Here is a 16,642-nt window from a genome sequence, read left to right as displayed (position 1 = left end):
TATGTTCGTGGTCGCCCGATGCCTGGCGTTATCGCCCGGCGCGCAACTCGCGCACGCCACGGCCGAGCCTGCGGCGCAGCAAGGTGCGCAAGGTCGCCGTATCGGCATAGCCGACTTCGCTTGCAATCTTCTCGATGTCGTAGCCGATAGCGACGAGGTGCTGCGCGCGTTCTATGCGCAAATCCTGAAAGAACGCCAGCGGCGACTTGCCGAGCACCGACTCGGTACGGCGCTGCAACGTGCGCGGCCCGACCGACAAGGCACTCGCCGCCGCCTGAAGCGAAAAGCCCGCCGCGAGATTGTCGCGCGCCCATCGCTCGAAACGCGCGACTAAAGGGTCGGCATGCGCGAGATGATCGGGGATGATGTATTCCGCCTGCGACGCACGCTTGTCGATGAGCATCATGCGAGCGACACGCGTCGCCAGTTCGGGACTCGCCTGACGCAGCAACCATAGCGCGAGATCGAGATGACCCATTGCGGAGCCCGCCGTGACGACGCCTTGCGATGCGACGACCATGCGCGAATCGTCGAGCATGACGGCCGGATAGCGCTGTCGGAAAAACGGTGCAAGCGACCATGTGGTCGTGGCCTTGCGATGATCGAGCAAACCGGCTTCGGCCAATATGAACGTGCCGATGCACGCCGCCGCTACGCCCGCGCCCGCCGTGTGCCGCGCTTGCAGATAAGCGATCGCCTCGCGCGTGTCGCGACGCTCGAGCGCCTCGGCAAGCCGCTCCGGCTGCCTCACGTTCAGCGCGGGCACGACGATCCAGTCCGGCGACGGCGCGCTGCTCGCCAATTCGACCGAAGTCGACAAGCCATGCGCGGTGCGAATACGTCTGCGCATGCCGATGAGCCTCACCTCGAACGGCGCGGCCTCGAACCCTTGCGCGGCGGCCACTTCATTGGCCATCGAAAAGGTATCGAGAAACACGGTCAGTCCGGTGTCGAACAGGCCGTCGAGCGCGAGGATTGCCAGTCTCATGTCGCAAATAGTGCTAATAATGTCATTTGCGACTATAGCCCCGTGCGCCCGGGCCGTCTAGACTGCACAGCAATCACACGCCATTGGAGCGCCCATGAGCCATCCGAAACCTGCCGACCTCGACCGCCCTATCTGGGAGGCGCTGACGACCCGACACGCACACCTCGCGCTCGGCGACACGCTCGTTCGTCGATATCATCCCGACGTCGCGCCGTTCGCCGCGCTGGCAACCGCAACGCCGGATGCGTATGACGCCCTTCACCGCCTTCTGCAGCCTGGGCAGCAAGTAGCCTTGCTCTCCACGCAGCCCTTGCCGTCATACGATGCCTTGCAGATAACGCGTGTCGGCATCCTTCATCAGATGGTCGCGAACACTCGCAAAGCGCCCAAAGCCGCAAGCGTCGAAAAGCTGGATGTGATCCGACTCACCCAGGCAGATAACGACGACATGCTGGATCTTGCCGGAAGAACGCGGCCCGGGCCGTTCTCCGTACGGACCCGCGAGACGGGCAATTACATCGGCGTGCGAGACAACGGGCGGCTCATTGCAATGGCCGGTGAACGCCTGCATCTGGATGGTTACGTCGAGATCAGCGCCGTATGTGTCGATGAAACGCATCGCGGCAGAGGCCTTGCCGGGCGGCTCATGCAGATCCTGCAACGAGAGATCGAGGCGCGCGCGGAGACACCGTTCTTGCACGTGTTCAGCGACAATCTCGCGGCTATCGGTCTATATGAACGTCTCGGCTTCGAGTTGCGGCGCGCGTTTCATCTCGCGCGAGTCGAGCATGCGGCCTCGCGCGAATTGATTTGAAGCATCAGGCGTCAGGCATCAAGGCGCGGTGCCGACCGGTTCGCCGCGCCGCTTCTCGGACACAGCCGCGAGCGTCACGCGATTGCGTCCGCCGCTCTTCGACACATACAAGGCTTCGTCGGCGCGGCGCATGGCGTCGTCGATAGTCGAGCCGCTATCGGGTCGAGCCACCACCACGCCGATGCTCACGGTCGTCGGAGGAAATTGCTGGCGAAGTCGCGCGCCGTTCGAATTGGCCACGTCGATACGCATGGCCTCCGCCACCGCCTCCGCGCGGCTGCGGGTGCAGTCGGCGAGCGCCACGACAAACTCCTCGCCGCCGTAGCGCGCGACCAGATCGTGCGGTCCTCTCGCATGCTTCACGAGACATTCGGCGATGAACTGCAACGCCCGGTCGCCGGCTTCGTGGCCGTGCGTGTCGTTGTAAGCCTTGAAGCGATCGGCATCGACGAAAAGCAGCGCGACCGGATAACCTTCGCGCGCCGCCGAGGTCCAGAGTTCGTCGAGCGCCGCATCGAGCTTGCGGCGGTTGGCGACGCCGGTCAGACCGTCCGTGTCCGCGATCTCGACGAGCTTCGCCTGCGCCGCGTCGCGCTGGCGCACCGCGAAGACCAGCAGCCAGACCACGATGGTGAACGCGCCCGCCACGGCCACCACCAGCGTGCCGATGATGAGCGAGTGCTGCTGCCACTCCGAGGTCACGTCGTCCTTTCCGAGCGCCACCATCATCACGAGATTGCTGCCGCGCACGCGCGCAAACGTCATGATGCGGTCGACGTTGTCGACGGGCGAGCGCGCGTCGAACGAGCCGCTCTCGACGCCGAACATCTTCGAGAAGATCGGCCAGCCGCGAATGCTGCTGACGCTGCCTGGACGCAGCTTCGGATTGCGCGCGACGATGTCGCCATCGCTCTGTACGATCGTCGCCGCGCTTTCGTGGCCGAGCCTGATGTCATCCACCAGTTGCTGGAAGTAATCGAGGTTGATGGAGATGAGCGCAACACCGCCGAAGCTGCCATCGGCTTTGGAAATCCGCCGGCTGAGGGCAATCGATGGCGCGCCGTTTCGCAGACGCGACGCGTACGGCTTCGAGATGAAGAGCCCGACATTCGGATTGGCGCGATGCACCGTAAAGTAATCCCGATCGGAGAGATCGACGGTCGGAAGAAGCCGCGCACGGCCCTGCACGATCCGGCCGCGTTCGTCGAGCGCATAGATGCCGCTGATATAGGCGGCGGTGGTCGAACGGTCGAAGAGAATCTGCCGGCGCAGTTCAGGCGGCAGCTTCAATATGGTCGGGTCCGCCATGCCGTCGACGACGGCCTGCAGCGAGAGATCGTAGATTTCGAGGTTTCTCGACATGTCGCGCGCGAGCGCCACCGCGACGTTCGCCGACGTGCGGCGCGCCTTCGCGATGGCTTCCTCGCGGCTCGAGATCAGCACCGCGACGGTGGCGATCAGCACGATGACGCTCGCCAGTGTCGCGCCGAGCGCAACCAGCACCGAGTGTCTGTCGACCCACGATGCCGGGCTTTCTGCTCGGACGCTCCTCTTGAACCACGGTCCCAACGATTCTCTCCTGCCGAACCCCGCCACGCGACGCTCGACGACTCGCTTTCTTATTCGTTGCTAAAGAGCCGGTATAGCGGACTTCTGCTCGCTGTCCGCGCGGCTCGCATAAAGGTTTACGGCCAGATTGCGCAACTTTTGAGCCCGTGCCGGCCAAACGATGAACGCGGAGTTTACCGGAGCCCGAGCCAAGCGCCACGGCCATTCCGCTGCCGTCTAGCAATCAAAAAACCACAGGCAATTAAGTCGGCAACAAGCCGTGCTACCATCAACCGTATGAGTATTATGAATAGTAGGTACGTCTTACGACGTCCAGACCTTTCCCGTTCGCCTGACAAAGCCCCCTTCGGCACGATGCGAGCAAGCTTAGCGGAGCGAACATCCGCAGCTAGGAACCAGGCGTGATACGGGGAGGAGGTCGCGGGCGCGCCACCGCCAAGGAATTTGAATCGATGTTTCGCGCAAACATGTGCCGGCGTCGGATGACTCCCCTTAGCGTGACCGGGGTGTTTAATGACTGAGTTCGCGACTCAACATTCCGACCCGTCGGACCGGGTTTCGTTTCCTCCGCTCAATTTCAGGGCTGCCCGCCGGCGGCTCGTCCTCGCGCTGACCGCCTCGGTGGTCGTGCCGCTGAGTCTGTCGGCGCTTTACGCCTACTACACCTACGAACGTGCGGTCGCGGAGCAGTCGGAGATACTCAATCGGCTGGCGTGGGTCGCGGAAGGCAAACTCACCAATCTGCTCGACTCGAACCGCGACCTCATCTCGCGCGTCCAGGACGTGGTCGGAACGGCGGACGAGCGGCAGATTCTGCGCGAACAGGCAAGCCTGCACAGGAAACTCGAAGCGCTCGTCGCCAATCATCCGCAGGTCGTCGCGCTCTCCATCGTCGATAAAAACGGCCAGTTGATCGTCAGCAGCCGCTTCTCCCCGACGCCCGACGTCTCTATCGGCGACCGCGGCGACTTCATGGCGACGCGCGCGGCCTCCTCGCAGCTCTATGTCTCGCTGCCCGAGCGCGGCCGCGTTCAGGGCACCGATATCGTGAACACGCTCGCCGCCCGGACCGCTCCCGACGGGCGCTTTCTCGGCGCCATCGTCGTTTCCCTGCATCGCTCCTACTTGCTGCAGTTCTATCAGCGGCTCATCGCCGAAACGCCCGCGTTGACGGTCGGCCTCTATCGCGCCGATGGCGGCATTCTGCTCCGCCTGCCCGCGCCACGCCTGGCGAACCCGCCACCGAAGCACGAGCCTCTCGCGGCCGCGTTCGCGCGAGGGGCGGAACAGGGCATCATCAAAATCGATTCGCCGCTGGACGGCACCCGCAAGATGCTCGCGTACCGGCGCGCCGGTCAGTACCCCGTCTACGTTTCCGCCGGCTACGCAATCGACGATGTGGTCAGCAACTGGCTGCGCGACGACATGTCCCTCGTGGCCGTCGCGCTGATTCCTTGCATGTGTCTGTGCGTGCTGATCGTGTTTTCGCTGCGGCGTCTTCGCGCGGAGGAAACCTCCTGGCAGAACTGGCGGCGCGAGCTGTCGCGGCGCCGCTCGGCGGAAGCAGCCACGCGCAAGATGCAGCGCATGGGCGCGCTCGGCAATCTCGTCGCGAGCGTCGCCCATGACTTCAACAATCTGCTGATGGTCGTGACGGCCAACATGGAGATCGTCCGGCGCAAGAACTACAACGGCGTCAAGAACGAGATCGATGCAGTGGAGCGCGCCTCCACGAGCGCACGGGCGCTCGCGCGCCGTCTCATGAGCGTGGCGCGCCGACAGCCGTTGCAGATGCAGACGCTGCTACCCGGCGCGTGGCTGCTCGAAACCGAGGCGCTGATCCGCTCGGCTGTAAGCAGCAAGGTCGCCGTGCAGATCGAAGTGGCGGAGGCGTCGTGGCCGATCAAGGTCGATCCGTCGGAGATCACTTCGGCGATCATCAACATCGCGGTCAATGCAAAGGACGCGATGCCGCAAGGCGGCACGTTTATCGTTCGCTGCAGGAACGTGGCGTTATCCCAAGGGCGCTACGAGCTCGAAGCCGGCGAGTATGTCGAATTCTCCTGCCAGGACAGCGGCACCGGCATGACGCGAGAAGTCGCGCAGCACGCGTTCGAGCCGTTGTTCACGACCAAGCAGGCTGGCGCGGGAACCGGGCTCGGCCTTGCACAAGTGCTCGCCATGGCCGAACAGGCGGGCGGCAAGGCACGCGTGGAAACCGATGTCGGGCGCGGCACCACAATCTTCTTCTACCTTCCGCACTGGACGGCGGGCGTCACGGAAGCATCGCCGGCGGAGCGCGAGGGTGCCATCGAACCGGGCGGCGCGAAGTCCACCATCCTGCTCGTCGAAGACAACGAGGAAGTGGCGGCGGGGCTCGTCGCCGTTCTCGATGTGCTCGGCTGGAGCGCGCGCCACGAGCCTTCCGGCGATGCCGCGCTCAAGGTGCTGGAAGAAGGCCTCGAATTCGACCTCGTTCTGTCCGACATCCAGATGCCCGGAACTTGCGATGGCATCGGCCTCGTCGAATGGATCAAGCGGCAACGCCCCAAGCAGGCCGTGACGCTGATGACGGGTTATGCGGAGCATCTCGAACAGGCGCGACGGCTCGGTGTCGCCGTGCTGTCGAAGCCGTTCAACGCGGACGATCTGGACATGTTGCTCAAGGGCGTGGCGCTATCGTCACGCCATGCGTGAAACTTGAGCGTTGAATTTCGAACCGGCGTTCGCAAGTTTTCTCAAGTCCGCGACCTTTCGGTCGTTAATCTGGTCACGGATTGATTGTGCAAGAGACTGCCGCTGATTCAGGCGATCGTCGATCACATAAAGCGCTGCAGTCCCAGGGGGTTGTCAAAAGTCTGATTCGCTGCGTGGCGACTTGAAGGGCGTGCGAGAGCACGCCCTTTCTTTTGGACGGTCATAACGCTCGACGACTTTCTTCAAAGGCTGCGCAACCAGTCTTGCCAATGCGGCGCCTCGATCACCGAGCGCGCGCGCATGAACTTCCACGCGCCGTATTTGGCGTAGTCGAAATCGAGCGTGGAGATTTCGTTCTGCAACATGGACCAAGTGGCCCACTTGATATCGGCGAGCGCCTTGTGCACGGTGACGCGTGCCATGACGTCGTTGCTCACGCGGCCGAAGTATGTCTCGACCAATTCCGTTTCCACGTCGGCCGTGAAGAACATCTCGCCGGAGAGCGCGCCGATGTCATAACAGCGGTCGTTATTCGATGCGTATTCGTAGTCGATGAGCAAGATCGTACCCGCATCGTCGCGCAGAAAATTGCCCGGCATGGGATCGTTGAAGCACGGCACGATATCCAGTCCCGATGCCTCCAGCGCCGCGCGCGCCTCGCGATAGCGCGCGTGAATCAGCGCGAAGTCGGCGGGCAGCGTGCCGCCTACTTCATGCACTTGCGCGACGTGTTCATCGATCAGATCGAAAATGGTCTTCGTGAGCGGCAATGGCGGCGCGCCGTGCAGCGTGCGATACGCGTGCATGACCGAAGCGCGCACGTTGCGCTCCAGAAAGTCGCGGTTCGAGCAGGTCGCGCGGCCTTCGACGAAATCGTTGATCTCCACGCCCTGCTCGAAAGCATAGTCGTAAAGACGCGGACCAATGCCGATCTGCTCCGCGAGCCGGCTTGCGGCAAACGCAGCCTTGCGGTCGATGAACTGCTCCGTGCCCCGGCCCGGCACCTTGACGAAATAGCTTTGCGCTTCGCCGTCGACCCACACGCGCCAGTTCGTGTTGCTGATGCCGCCCAACACGGGCGCATAGCGCAACGCGCGACCCGACCACGGTTCGATCCTTGCAAGCACCGCTTCCACCTCGCGCTCGGCGTCGCACGCGGCGGCGCCCATCGTCTTGATCTGCATGAGCATGACCTCTCAAATCGATGCCGGCGCGGCGTCGAGGTTCCAGCGCGGCAGCGCCATGGAGCAACGCAGCAACCGCCATTGCGCATACTTGAGGAATTCGACGTTGCGGCGCGGCGAGTCGCGGTCCATGCGCATGCCCCACAAGCCCCAGCGCAAGTCGTCGGCGAACGCGTAGGCGCGGCAGCGCGCGAGCATGCGTTCCGAGGCGGCGCCCATCGACTTTTCGATGGCCTGCATCCAGTCGTGTCCGAAGCCAAGCACTTCATTCAACGTGACGGCCAGGTCGAACGCGGGATCGGTGTTCGCGGCTTCGTCGAAGTCCACCAGCATGAGTGCGCCATCGTCGTGCAGCATGACGTTCGATGTCACGCCGTCCGCGTGGCAAGGGCGAACGTCGGCACCGGCCGCGTCGATTGCCGCGCGCAAGTCGCCCGCGAGATCGACCCATGACACCTGATCCGGCGTCAACGGCATGCCTTCGGCAAGATGCTCGATACGCTCGAAAACGTTCGTCGTGCGCGCAAACGCAGGCAGCGAATGGATGGCGCGCTTCGCTTGCAGGAGCGCGTCGAGCGTGGCGGGCTGTGCGAGATCGTCGAGATGCGCGGTGCGCCAGCCGTCATCGAGAAAGTCGAAGACGGTCGCGCCGTGTGCTTCGCTCACGTAGTGCGCCGCCGGTGCGAGACCCAGCGATGCCGCCGCTCGCGCCGCAAGAAACGACGCGCCGGTATCGATGGATTCCGTCAGATCGCCGTGCGCCACTTTCATGAAGAAGGTCGCGCTGCCGTCCACGCGCACGCGCCAGGCGCTATGCGACACGCCGCGATGCATCGGCGACATGACCGGCGCAAACGCGGGTTCGTGGCGTACGTCGACACCGCGCCATGCATCGATCGAGGCGATTGCCGCTGCGGCCGCTCTGGCCGCCACTTCGGCGGGGTTGCGCTCGCGCGCGGTCGTGTTCATCGCCGAGGCTCCCAGGCGGCCGCCGCGACCGGATCGCCGCGCGATACACACAAGCGATACGCCGCGCCCATGAGCACGGTCATGCCCGTGTCGAGGTCCTCGCCATGCGTCTCTTCGTTCTCGTTATGCGCGATCCCGCCCACGCTCGGCACGAACATGAGCCCGGTCGGGCAGACATCGAGCAGGCTCAACGCGTCGTGGCCCGAAATGGTGTCGATGTCGCGGCTCTGCACGCCCGCCGCGCGCGCGCAAGTCCGCACGAGATTGCCCACTGCGGGCGGCAGTTCCCGGATCGGCCGGCTCGTGCGGCTCAGGATTTGCACACCCACGTTCGCGCGCTTCGCGGCTTCGTCGATGCACGCGAGAATGCGCGCTTCGGCTTCGCGAAGAATGGCGTTATCCACGGCGCGCAGTTCCACGGACAAGTCGGTTTGCGCCGGCACCACGTTCGGCGAGTTCGGCTGCACGACGAGCCTGCCGACAGACGTATGGATGCGCTCCGGCCATTCGTCCGCGATGGCGCGCACGTTGCAGATCAGCTGTGCCGCAGCGACGAGCGCGTCGCGCCGCGCGTGCATCTTGGCGGGCCCCGTGTGCGCCTGCTCGCCCGTGAAGCGCACGTCCATTTTCGCGGCGCCCCAGTTGCGCGTCACCACACCGACAGGCACCGATTCGGCTTCGAGCAAACCGCCTTGCTCCACATGCATTTCGATATAGCACGCGGGCACGGGCGGCGGCGCATCCACGCCGTCATGACCGATGGCGGCAAGCGCTGCGCCGAGCGTCACGCCGTCGTCGTCGATACTGGCGAGGGCATCGGCCACGGCGATCTTGCCGGTGAACGTGCCGCTGCCAAGCAGGCTCGGACGAAAGCGCGCGCCCTCCTCGTTCGTCCAGTTCACCGCGCAGAAGTTGGCGTTGAAAGATGCGCCCGCGCGCTTCGCCAGCATCAGCCGGCGGCCCGCCTCGAACGCGGCAAGCACGCCCAGCACACCGTCGAAGCGTCCGCCGCGCGGCTGGCTGTCGAGATGCGAACCCATCATGACGAGCGGCGCATCGGCCGCGTCGGTCAGGGTGAAAACGCCGAACTGGTTGCCCACCGCATCGGTGACGACATGCGCGCCGGCATCGCGAAGCAGTGAGGCGAAGGCATCGCGCGCCGCGCCGTCTGCCGCGCTCGCACAGAGGCGCGTGACGCCGCCCGTCTTCAAGCCGCCGAACGCGGCAAAGCGCGTCAGCAAGGCCGCAAGCGTACCCGGTTCACCCGCGCCGAGCGCCTCAGGCATGAATGATTGTGATGTCATGCTCGGCGAATTTATCCATGAAAGGCTTGGGCGGCGCGCGGTCGCACACCACCGTGACAGGTTGGGAAATGGGAAAGGTGTTGAGATAAGCTTCGCGCCCGAACTTGTCGATATCCGCGAGAATCACCGAATGACGTGTCTGCGACTTGAGCACGCCGCGCAAATTGGACTCGTGTTCCTCGTAGTCCATCCAGCCGTGATTCAGGTCGCACGCCGCGATGCCCATGAACGCGGCATCGTAAAAAAAGCGTCTTGCATAGGCGAGCGTCTCGTAACCCACGAGTGCGTTGTCCTTGCCGCGCAACATGCCCGGCGTGAGGTTGACGCGGCTCACGCTCGTGCCGAGCAAGAGCGCGATGTTGATGGAGTTGGTCGTCACCGTCACGTTACGGCCGATCAGCCGCCGCGCGAACGCAATGGTCGTCGTGCCCGAGTCGATGAACACCGACATGCCGTCTTCGATGAGCGGTTCCGCAAGTTCCGCCACGCGCGCCTTCCCCTTTACATTGACCTTGCCGCGTTCGGTCACGGGCCGCTCGACATCGAGCCGTGGCAACACGGCGCCGCCGTAGATGCGGCGCAGCAAGCCGCTTTGCTCCAGTTCCTTCAGATCGCGCCGGATGGTTTCCTCGGCGACGTCCAGTATCTTCGCGAGCGGCGTAACCGAAACGCGGCCCTCGTCGCGAAGGCGGGTGAGAATTTCTTGGTAGCGGTGCTCGGACATGGTCTCGTTACTGGAAACTGCCTCGTCTCTCGCGCGCTCCTCAAGCGGTCAGTTCGGGGACGCGCCGATGACGTCCGGCGACCTCGTAATCGTAAGCCATGGCGAGCAGCGCCGGCTCGCTGAAGCGCCGTCCCACGAAGATCAGGTTGAACGGCGAACCCGATTCGTAATAGCCGGCGGGAATGGTCACGCCGGGCAATCCGGCGATGTTGATTTCGCAGACCGTGGTCTCGTGCAGCGTCTCGGTTCCCTCGCGCGGCGGCAAGGCGTCGCGCAATTGCGGGAATACGAGGCCGTCGAGCGCGTGCTTCGTCATCACGTCTTCGAAGATGGCGAGATAGGTTTCGCGCAACGCATAGAAGGCATCGATGACAGGCGGCGCGGCTGCATCGCGCAGATTGGCGGCCATGTCGGGCAGGCTCGACATATAGGTCAGCACGCCCGTTGCGCCGAACGGATCTTCGGCGCGCGTCGCTTCGACGAATTGCGTCCATGTCGTGATGGTGTTGCCGGGTCCCAGGCGTTCGAGGTACTTCTGCATGTCGTAGGGCAGGCTTTCCATGCCGCGCGCGTCGAAGTAATCGGAGCCCGGCGCGGGCATGCCGAGTGCCGCGAAGCCGCTGCCGGCGAAGGGATCGTCGACGAGCACCGCACCGCGCGCTTCGAGTTCCGCCTGCGCGCGCTCGTACAAGTGACGCGTCTCTTCCGACAACGCGCGATCCCGCCATCCCGGTCCGTACAAGCCTAGACGCTTGCCCTTGAGCGCATCTTCACGCAGTCCCGCGGCATAGCCGCCAGCGGGCTTCATGCCGACGCCCGCCACCGTCTTCAAGTCTTCCGCCGAGAATCCGGCCAGTACATCGAGCGTGAGCGCGGCATCGCGTACGCATCGGGCGATCGGACCGACGACATCGCGCGTGCTGCCCGCAAGCGGCATCACGCCTGCATTCGGCACGAGCGCGAAGGTCGGCTTGATGCCGACGAGCGCCTGCGCCGACGCCGGATTCTGGATCGAACCGCCCGTTTCTTCCGCGAGACCGAGCACGGCCATGCTGCCCGCCACGGCGGTGGCCGTGCCGGCGCTGCTGCCGCCCGGCATGAACGCGGTATCGACGGCATTGAGCGTCGGACCCGCCCAGCTATCGTTGGCGTGCGAGCCGGTGGCACTCAGCACCGGCACGTTGGTCTTGCCGAGGATCACGCAGCCCGCCGCGCGCATGCGGGCGACGACCGGCGAATCCGTCGATGGCATCAGGTCCACGCCGCCCGTCTTGCTGTAGAGCAGCGTCCAGCCGCCGGTCGTCGGAAAGCCTGCCATGTCCATCGTGTCCTTGACCACGACCGGCACGCCAGCGAGCGGCCCGAGAGCCTCGCCAGCGGCGCGGCGGCGGTCGATCTCGCGGGCATCGTCGAGCGCGGCGGGGTTCAGGAAGTTGAGCGCCACGTAGCGCGGGTTGTAGGTCGCGATGCGATCGAGGAACGCGGCCGTCAGCGTCTCCGACGTGAACGCGCCGCTCGCAAAGCCGGCCTGGACTTGTTCGACCGTCAGCTCGGTTACATCGATAGTTTTCGTCATGATGTTTGATCGCTTGCTTATGGATTGGCGGAAGGAAGGCGCGTCAGGCAATGCCCGCGAACTCGTCGAGCATGGCGGGATCGGTGACGATCTCGGGCGGAATCTCGCGCGTGACCGTGCCTTTCTGCAGGATCAGAATGCGCTCGGACAGCGACGCGATGAAGTTGAGGTTCTGTTCGACCAGCAGCACGGTCAGGCTGCGTGCTTCGGCCACGCTCTTCAACGTGTCGATGATTTCATCGATGATCGAAGGCTGAATGCCTTCGGTCGGCTCGTCGAGCAGGATGATCTTCGGGCCGCCGCACAGGCATCGCGCGAGCGCGAGCAATTGCTGTTCGCCGCCCGACAGCGCGCCGCCCGGCCGGTCGAGATAAGCCTTGAGCCGCGGAAAGAGCCCGAGAATGTCCTCGATGGTTTCGCCTTCCGCGCGCTTCGACAACAAGCATCCGACACGCAGGTTCTCCATCACCGAAAGCTGCGGGAAGATCTCGCGCCCTTGCGGCACATAGCCGATACCCGCTTTCGCCCGCGCCGTCGCCGACAGATGCGTGATGTCCGCGCCGTTGAAGCGCACGTGTCCCGCCGTGGTCGGCAAATGGCCGGTGAGCGTGCGCAAAAGCGTGGTCTTGCCCATGCCGTTATGCCCGAGAATGCCGACGCGCTCGCCTTCCCTCACCGTGAAATTGACCTGATTCAGAATGGGAATGCGCCCGTAGCCCGAACAGAGTTGCGAGACTTCGAAGAGAATCGTGTCGCTCATGCCGCGCGCCTCCCGAGATAAACGTCCTTGACGCGCTGATCGGCGAGCACCGTATCCACGGAACCCTCCACCAACACCGCGCCTTGCGAGAACACCGTGACCGTGCGCGCGATCATGCGGATGAACTGCATGTCGTGCTCCACCACCACGAGCGCCTGCGTGCGGTTGATTTCCTGAATCAGTTCCGCCGTGCGATGCACTTCGTCGTGGTTCATGCCGGCGGCGGGTTCATCGAGCAGGATGAGTTCGGGTTGCTGCGCGAGGACCGTTGCAATCTCCACCCACTGACGCTGACCGTGCGCGAGCTGGCCCACGATACGGTTCGCAATGCTGTCGAGCTTGAGCCGCGTGAGGGTTTCGTCGACGATGCGCCGCGCCTGCGCTATCGACTTCCTGCGTCCCGCGCCGATAAACACGTTCTCGCGCACCGAAAGCCCGTTGAAGACATTAGGCACCTGCGTCTTGATGCCCACGCCCAGCCGCGCGATCTGATGCGGATTGCTGCCGGTCACGTCGTTGTTACGAAAGTGGATGCTGCCTTCGGTCGGCTTGAGCTGCCCGGTGAGCATCTTGAAGAAGGTGCTCTTGCCGGCGCCGTTCGGTCCGATCAGGCAGCGCAGTTCGACTTCGCGCAAGGAGAAGTCCACCTCGCGCACGGCGGTCACGCCACCGAAACGCATGGTGACGCCCTTGGCCTGAAGAAGCGGAGGAAGCGCGTTCATGGGCGTGATTCCGGGTTGGCCGCCGCGTTGGGCGCCACGGCCTTGACTTCTTTCGATGAGCTGAACACGCGCAACAGCGCCGAGCGCACGACCGGCACCACGCCCTGCGGCACGAGCAGCACGAAGGCCACGAGCACGATGCCGAGTCCGAGGCTCGGGTCGATTACATGCTGCGTGCCCGCCACGTTGATCAGATACTGGATCGCGACCGCGCCGAGAATCGGCCCGATGAGCGTGCCGAGCCCGCCGATCAGCACGGAGATGATGACCTGCGCGGACATCGTGAGCGCGAACACGGTCGGGCTGATGAAGCCGCCCCAGTTGGCGAAGAGACAGCCCGCAGCCCCCGCGATGCCCGCACCCGTCACGAACGCGAGCAGCTTGAAGACGCGCGGGTCGTAGCCGATCAGCATGGCGCGCGTTTCGTTCTCGCGGATCGCCACGACGACGCGGCCGAAGCGCGACGCGAGTATCCACTTGAGGAGCGCATACGCCACGATGAGCGTGCCCATTGCGACATACCACACGCCGATCTGATCGAGCGGCTCGTCGGGCGCGCCGGGCGGCGCGAGCACGGGTATGGCGGGAATGCCGTTGAAGCCGCCGAGCACCGCTTCGCCGATGTGATACTGGCTGCCCGAAGTCGAGTTCATCAACTCGAACAGGATCACGGACACGGTGAGCGTGATCACGCCGATATACGCATCGCTGATACGCCCGAAGAACATGAAGTAGCCGAGCAAGGCCGCGAACAGCATGGGCGCGACGATCGCGAGCGCGGCGGAAACGGTGGTGTCGCCGAGATTGATGGCGGCAATGGCATAGGTATAGCCGCCGATGCCGAGGAACGCCGCCTGCCCGAACGAGAGGATGCCGGCGTAGCCCCACACGAAGCCCTGGCTCAGGCCGTAGACCGCCATGGCCGCGAAGAGCGTAGCCTGCATCACGCCGAACGCACTGATGGTTTTCGGCAACGCGAACATGACGACGAGCGCGACGATGATGACGGCGCCCGCGCCGCCCAGACGAAGCGATTTCATGAACTGCGCCTCAGGAATCGACCAGTGATGCCTTGCGGCAGGATGCGGATCAGGAGCACCGCGGAAGCAAGCAGCGCGATGTCGCCGATGACCGGCGTCGACAGAAACGACACGATCTCGTTGATGAAGCCGAAGAGACCCGCCGCGAGCCCGGTGCCCGCGATGATCGCCGGACCGCCGCCCAGCACGGTGATGAATGCCTTCGCGATATACGCGGCACCCATGCCCGGCGATACACCCGAGATCGGCGAGAGCACGCCGCCCGCGAGTCCCGCGAGCGCCGCGCCCAGCGAGAACGTCGCCATGTATACCGCCGACGGCCGCACGCCGAGCGACGCGGCCATCGCCGGGTTCTGCATGGTGGCGCGCAGGATCAGGCCGAAGCGCGTCTTGCGCAGGAGTAGCAGCATCGCGACCATCACGACCACGCAGACGCCTATCAGCACGAGGCTATAGGCGCTCACGTGATACTGCCCGATCGAGAAACTGCCCACGGGCATGGGCACCGACTTGATGACGTTGCCGAAGATCGACGTAATGAGCCCGATCAGCCCGAGACTGATACCCCAGGTCGCGAGCATGGTGTCCATCATCCGGCCATAGAGAAAGCGGATGATGACGCGCTCGAACAGCAGCCCGAACAGTCCGACCACGATGGGCGGCAGGATCAGCATCGAGATCCAGATGTTGATCCCGGCCGTGCTGGCCGTCACCGCCGTGTATGCGCCGAGCATCATGAACTCGCCGTGCGCGAGATTGATGATGCGCATCATGCCGTAGATGACGCCCAGCCCAATCGTGATCAACGCGAGCGTGGCGATGCCCGTCAGCACGTTGAAGGCGAGCAATCCCACGAGATCTGTTGCCATCGCTTAGACTCCGCTCAGACTTGCGGCGTGAATTGCTTGTTGGTGCGCGGCGACTTGATGAGGTCGCACGCACCGCCGGTATCGGACGGGAACTGGTCGTTGAAAGTCTGCAGGATCTCCCACTTCTGGTTCTTCGGACGCGCGAGATAAGCGTTGCGAATGGTGTGATGCGTGGCCGGGTCCATCTTGACCTTGCCCGAAGGCCCGTCGATGGTGATGCCCGTTTCGAGCGCCGCCACGACCTTCGCCTGCTCCACGGAACCGGCCTTCTTCACCGCTTCCGCCCAAAGCATGATGCCCTCGTACGTCGCGGTATCGAGTTCGCCGAGGTCGGTCAGACTCGGGCCGTATTTCGCCTGCATGCCTTTGACGAAGGCATCGGCGGCGGGCGTGCCGAGGTTGTTGTAAAACCCGAAGCAGGTGATGATGCCGTCGGTCGTCGCGGCATCCATGGTCGTAAGTTCGTCGCCGAGACCAAACACGGTCGCGCCGATCGGAATCTTCGACTTCATGCCGGCCGCCGCCCATTGCCTATAGAAGCCGACGTGATTCGCGCCGACGAGCGCCGAGAGCACCATGTCGGGCTTGGCTTCCTGAATGCGGCTGATCGTCGATGAAAAATTGGTGACATCGAGCGGAAAGAAGTCCGTAGCGACCACCGAGCCGCCCGCGGCTTTCACGAACTTGGTCATCCAGCTTGCGGTGATATGACCGTAGTTGTAGTCGGCGGCGATGATATAGACCTTCTTGCCCCAGTTCTTCATCGCGTAGTCGACGATATGATTCACCGTCTGCGCGGGCGTCGTGCCGGTACAGAACACGTTGCGGTCGCACACGCCGCCTTCGTACTGCGTGTTGTAAAAATAAAGCGTCTTGCTGCGATCGAAGATCGGCCGGATGGCTTCGCGCGACGCCGAGGTAATCCCGCCCTGAATCACGTCCACCTTGTCTTGCAAGACGAGTTGCTGCGCGTACTGCGTGTAAAGCTGGATGCTGCTCTGTGTGTCGTAGGCAATCAGCTTGATGGGACGCCCAAGCAGGCCGCCCTTGTCGTTGATCTGATTGACGGCGAATTCGGTTGCCTGAATCATGCGACGGCCTTCGAGGCCGAGCGCACCGGTTCCGTCGAGCAGGCTGCCGAGCTTGATCGGTTCGGCCGCCTGTGCGCTACGGGTCACGTAAGGCCCGACCAGCGCGCCGACGGCTGCCGCCGCACCGAACTTCAACGCTTTACGACGTGATCCGGATTCCATTGTCATCTGTCCGCTCCGCATGCGAGATGTGTGTGATCTGCCCGGTTTAAGTGTACGAAGCCAAAATAAAGCAAACTATTTGTCAATAAAAACCACAGAACGGGCAAATCGGGCATCGACTTGGTATGAGGAATGGACGTCACTCGACGCGACGGCCGCAAGTCGGCTCATCG

14 protein-coding genes are annotated in these 16,642 nt (G+C 64.0%); 2 read left to right on the top strand and 12 right to left on the bottom strand.

Annotation, left to right across the window (positions count from 1 at the left end; translation table 11 throughout):
• Positions 1 to 28: 28 nt before the first annotated feature.
• Positions 29 to 988, bottom strand: coding sequence for a GlxA family transcriptional regulator (locus NCR40_RS26080; RefSeq protein WP_250494287.1), 960 nt, complete (start codon positions 986 to 988; stop codon positions 29 to 31).
• 94 nt (positions 989 to 1,082) lie between these two features.
• Between NCR40_RS26080 and NCR40_RS26075 the strand changes: the two genes are divergently transcribed.
• On the top strand, positions 1,083 to 1,802 hold the full coding sequence (locus NCR40_RS26075) for a GNAT family N-acetyltransferase (protein WP_250494286.1): 720 nt from the start codon (positions 1,083 to 1,085) through the stop codon (positions 1,800 to 1,802).
• 18 nt (positions 1,803 to 1,820) lie between these two features.
• Here NCR40_RS26075 and NCR40_RS26070 read toward each other — a convergent pair whose 3' ends face one another.
• Complete coding sequence (locus NCR40_RS26070; protein WP_244830239.1) at positions 1,821 to 3,371, bottom strand: GGDEF domain-containing protein; 1,551 nt, start codon at positions 3,369 to 3,371, stop codon at positions 1,821 to 1,823.
• Between the two features lie 513 nt (positions 3,372 to 3,884).
• Between NCR40_RS26070 and NCR40_RS26065 the strand changes: the two genes are divergently transcribed.
• On the top strand, positions 3,885 to 6,068 hold the full coding sequence (locus NCR40_RS26065; protein ID WP_244830238.1) for a hybrid sensor histidine kinase/response regulator family protein: 2,184 nt from the start codon (positions 3,885 to 3,887) through the stop codon (positions 6,066 to 6,068).
• 242 nt (positions 6,069 to 6,310) lie between these two features.
• On the opposite strand, the gene NCR40_RS26060 is transcribed toward NCR40_RS26065, so the two are convergent.
• From NCR40_RS26060 to NCR40_RS26015, 10 genes are read right to left on the bottom strand one after another with little or no spacing between them, the layout of a single operon-like run.
• A complete protein-coding gene (locus NCR40_RS26060; RefSeq protein ID WP_250511129.1) occupies positions 6,311 to 7,258 on the bottom strand; it encodes a phosphotransferase in 948 nt (315 codons plus the stop codon).
• Between the two features lie 6 nt (positions 7,259 to 7,264).
• Positions 7,265 to 8,221 carry a phosphotransferase gene (locus NCR40_RS26055; protein ID WP_250511128.1) on the bottom strand — a complete coding sequence of 319 codons (957 nt, stop codon included), beginning with the start codon at positions 8,219 to 8,221 and terminating at the stop codon, positions 7,265 to 7,267.
• Complete coding sequence (locus NCR40_RS26050; RefSeq protein ID WP_250511127.1) at positions 8,218 to 9,525, bottom strand: Zn-dependent hydrolase; 1,308 nt, start codon at positions 9,523 to 9,525, stop codon at positions 8,218 to 8,220. Before NCR40_RS26050 ends, NCR40_RS26055 begins: the two co-directional genes overlap by 4 nt.
• A complete protein-coding gene (locus NCR40_RS26045) occupies positions 9,500 to 10,249 on the bottom strand; it encodes a DeoR/GlpR family DNA-binding transcription regulator (protein ID WP_250511126.1) in 750 nt (249 codons plus the stop codon). The genes NCR40_RS26050 and NCR40_RS26045 overlap by 26 nt, the downstream gene beginning before the upstream one ends.
• Before the next feature lie 40 nt (positions 10,250 to 10,289).
• Entirely contained in the window at positions 10,290 to 11,825 is a 1,536-nt protein-coding gene (locus tag NCR40_RS26040) for an amidase (RefSeq protein ID WP_250511125.1), read from the bottom strand.
• A gap of 43 nt (positions 11,826 to 11,868) precedes the next feature.
• Positions 11,869 to 12,585, bottom strand: coding sequence for an ABC transporter ATP-binding protein (locus tag NCR40_RS26035; protein WP_244830232.1), 717 nt, complete (start codon positions 12,583 to 12,585; stop codon positions 11,869 to 11,871).
• Entirely contained in the window at positions 12,582 to 13,307 is a 726-nt protein-coding gene (locus NCR40_RS26030; RefSeq protein ID WP_250511124.1) for an ATP-binding cassette domain-containing protein, read from the bottom strand. The genes NCR40_RS26035 and NCR40_RS26030 overlap by 4 nt, the downstream gene beginning before the upstream one ends.
• Positions 13,304 to 14,347 (bottom strand): branched-chain amino acid ABC transporter permease, encoded by a 1,044-nt coding sequence (locus NCR40_RS26025; RefSeq protein WP_250511123.1) that lies wholly within the window; start codon positions 14,345 to 14,347, stop codon positions 13,304 to 13,306. Before NCR40_RS26025 ends, NCR40_RS26030 begins: the two co-directional genes overlap by 4 nt.
• Positions 14,344 to 15,216 carry a branched-chain amino acid ABC transporter permease gene (locus tag NCR40_RS26020; protein ID WP_250468144.1) on the bottom strand — a complete coding sequence of 291 codons (873 nt, stop codon included), beginning with the start codon at positions 15,214 to 15,216 and terminating at the stop codon, positions 14,344 to 14,346. Before NCR40_RS26020 ends, NCR40_RS26025 begins: the two co-directional genes overlap by 4 nt.
• Positions 15,217 to 15,230: 14 nt before the next feature.
• Positions 15,231 to 16,475 carry an urea ABC transporter substrate-binding protein gene (locus NCR40_RS26015; RefSeq protein WP_244830228.1) on the bottom strand — a complete coding sequence of 415 codons (1,245 nt, stop codon included), beginning with the start codon at positions 16,473 to 16,475 and terminating at the stop codon, positions 15,231 to 15,233.
• Positions 16,476 to 16,642 lie beyond the last annotated feature (167 nt).

It is taken from the genome of Caballeronia sp. GACF4, assembly GCF_023631025.1.
Taxonomy (GTDB): Bacteria; Pseudomonadota; Gammaproteobacteria; order Burkholderiales; family Burkholderiaceae; genus Caballeronia.
This window is presented reverse-complemented; position numbering and strand designations above follow the sequence as displayed.

Excerpts from the sequence above, each read along its gene's own strand:
- NCR40_RS26080 (WP_250494287.1), bottom strand. The coding sequence starts at position 988 with ATGAGACTGGCAATCCTCGCGCTCGACGGCCTGTTCGACACCGGACTG.
- NCR40_RS26075 (WP_250494286.1), top strand. The coding sequence starts at position 1,083 with ATGAGCCATCCGAAACCTGCCGACCTCGACCGCCCTATCTGGGAGGCG.
- NCR40_RS26065 (WP_244830238.1), top strand. The coding sequence starts at position 3,885 with ATGACTGAGTTCGCGACTCAACATTCCGACCCGTCGGACCGGGTTTCG.
- NCR40_RS26060 (WP_250511129.1), bottom strand. The coding sequence starts at position 7,258 with ATGCTCATGCAGATCAAGACGATGGGCGCCGCCGCGTGCGACGCCGAG.
- NCR40_RS26055 (WP_250511128.1), bottom strand. The coding sequence starts at position 8,221 with ATGAACACGACCGCGCGCGAGCGCAACCCCGCCGAAGTGGCGGCCAGA.
- NCR40_RS26050 (WP_250511127.1), bottom strand. The coding sequence starts at position 9,525 with ATGACATCACAATCATTCATGCCTGAGGCGCTCGGCGCGGGTGAACCG.
- NCR40_RS26045 (WP_250511126.1), bottom strand. The coding sequence starts at position 10,249 with ATGTCCGAGCACCGCTACCAAGAAATTCTCACCCGCCTTCGCGACGAG.
- NCR40_RS26040 (WP_250511125.1), bottom strand. The coding sequence starts at position 11,825 with ATGACGAAAACTATCGATGTAACCGAGCTGACGGTCGAACAAGTCCAG.
- NCR40_RS26035 (WP_244830232.1), bottom strand. The coding sequence starts at position 12,585 with ATGAGCGACACGATTCTCTTCGAAGTCTCGCAACTCTGTTCGGGCTAC.
- NCR40_RS26030 (WP_250511124.1), bottom strand. The coding sequence starts at position 13,307 with ATGAACGCGCTTCCTCCGCTTCTTCAGGCCAAGGGCGTCACCATGCGT.
- NCR40_RS26025 (WP_250511123.1), bottom strand. The coding sequence starts at position 14,347 with ATGAAATCGCTTCGTCTGGGCGGCGCGGGCGCCGTCATCATCGTCGCG.
- NCR40_RS26020 (WP_250468144.1), bottom strand. The coding sequence starts at position 15,216 with ATGGCAACAGATCTCGTGGGATTGCTCGCCTTCAACGTGCTGACGGGC.
- NCR40_RS26015 (WP_244830228.1), bottom strand. The coding sequence starts at position 16,475 with ATGACAATGGAATCCGGATCACGTCGTAAAGCGTTGAAGTTCGGTGCG.